The organism is Kocuria sp. CPCC 205258 (genome assembly GCF_040981005.1).
GTDB classification, from domain to species: domain Bacteria; phylum Actinomycetota; class Actinomycetes; order Actinomycetales; family Micrococcaceae; genus Kocuria; species Kocuria rosea.
Genome location: NZ_JAVKPS010000024.1, coordinates 1 through 1,548, shown reverse-complemented (window position 1 = coordinate 1,548; position 1,548 = coordinate 1). Strand labels below are relative to the sequence as shown.

General features: G+C 69.7%; 2 protein-coding genes and 1 pseudogene. 2 read left to right on the top strand and 1 reads right to left on the bottom strand.

Features of this window, described 5'->3' with window-relative positions:
* A pseudogene (locus RF644_RS18625) lies at positions 1-404 on the top strand (inositol-3-phosphate synthase); the annotation flags it as partial.
* A gap of 66 nt (positions 405-470) precedes the next feature.
* Here RF644_RS18625 and RF644_RS18620 read toward each other — a convergent pair.
* Positions 471-860 (bottom strand): hypothetical protein, encoded by a 390-nt coding sequence (locus tag RF644_RS18620; protein ID WP_368797653.1) that lies wholly within the window; start codon positions 858-860, stop codon positions 471-473.
* Positions 861-1,135: 275 nt separating this feature from the next.
* On the opposite strand from RF644_RS18620, the gene RF644_RS18615 reads away from it, so the two are divergent.
* On the top strand, positions 1,136-1,548 hold a 413-nt coding region (locus tag RF644_RS18615; RefSeq protein ID WP_368797652.1), incomplete at its 3' end, for an FAD-dependent oxidoreductase.

The following is a 1,548-nucleotide window of genomic DNA, read 5'->3' as shown; positions in this document are numbered from 1 at the left end:
ACATGCTCGAGCGCACCCGGCTGGAGTCCAAGAAGATCTCCAAGACCCAGGCGGTGACCTCCAACGTGGAGCGGGAGTTCGGGACGAAGGACGTGCACATCGGGCCCTCGGACCACGTGCCGTGGTTGGAGGACCGCAAGTTCGCCTTCGTGCGCCTGGAGGGCCACGGCTTCGGTGACGCCCCGATCTCTCTGGAGTACAAGCTGGAGGTGTGGGACTCCCCGAACTCGGCCGGGGTGATCATCGACGCGATCCGGGCGGCGAAGATCGGGGCGGACCGCGGGATCGGGGGTCCGCTGACCTCCGCGTCGGCGTACTTCATGAAGTCCCCGCACGTGCAGCTGCCCGACGACGTGGCCAGGGCGGACCTGGAGGCCTTCATCCGCGGTGAGCGCGAACGCTGAGCCGACCGCTCCCGGGCCCGGGACCCCCGCACCGGCCCCGGTGCGGGGTCCCGTGCTCCGGGGGGCTCAGAGGTAGTCGGCCAGGCCGGCGCGGTGGAGGACGAACGCCGTGACCGGTTCGTAGACGCGCGGCGGGAGGCACTCGTTGTAGTCCTCGCGCCCGACGAGCACCCGGGAAATGTGCTCGCGGACGGTGTCGTCGTCGCGCTCGAAGGCCTCCAGCACCGCCTGCTCTTCGAACTCGGCCAGGTGCGCCTCGAGCGCTTCCAGGCCTTCGCCGTGCCGCGCGAGGAACTCGTGGTCCAGCACGGTGCCGGGAGCGGCCCTCTCGGCCTCGAGCACCCGCCGGGACACCGCCTGCAGCAGGGCCATGTCCCCGCCCGCACGGATCTGCAGGTCGTCCTCGCCGACCTCGCGCTCCCGAGGGGCAAAGAGGTCAGCGGACGAGTCATCCATTCCGCCATGTGCAACTTGGGTCACAGTGCGCAACATTTTCCGAGCCGCCGAGCCGGGACGTCAATGAATCCGCCGCCCGCAGGGCGATATGCAGCACGGAGGCGACGGGCACACCGACATGGCCGCGAAATGCTTGACAAGCTAAAGTGGCACAGGTCACGCTGATGGCACATTGTGAACCAGGTTGCGCATTACGCTCCTGCAGGTACACCGGCTGCATTCTCTCGCCGGCGTTCCGGGTCATCCGTTGTCTGTCTCCTGAAAGGGGTCCCTTCATGGAGTCCCTCGTCATTGTCGGGGCGTCCCTGGCCGGCCTGTCGGCCGCCCGGGCCGCGCGCAGCCTCGGGTTCGCCGGGCGGGTGGTGATCATCGGTGATGAGCTGCAGCGTCCCTATGACCGTCCGCCGCTGTCCAAGGACTTCCTGGCGGGGCGGGCCGAGCTCGCGGATCTGACCCTGGAGACCGACACCGAGGCCCTGGGCGCGGAGTGGATCCTCGGGACCCGGGCGGCGTCCTTCGACCCGTCCACCCGCACGGTCCACCTGGAGGACGGGGGCATGGTCCACGCCGAGGCCCTGGTCATCGCCACCGGCGCCTCGCCGCGGAACCTGCCCCAGATCGCGGGCGCGGACAACGTGGTGACCCTGCGCACCATCGCCGACGCGCAGAAGCTGCGCGAGCTCGTGCG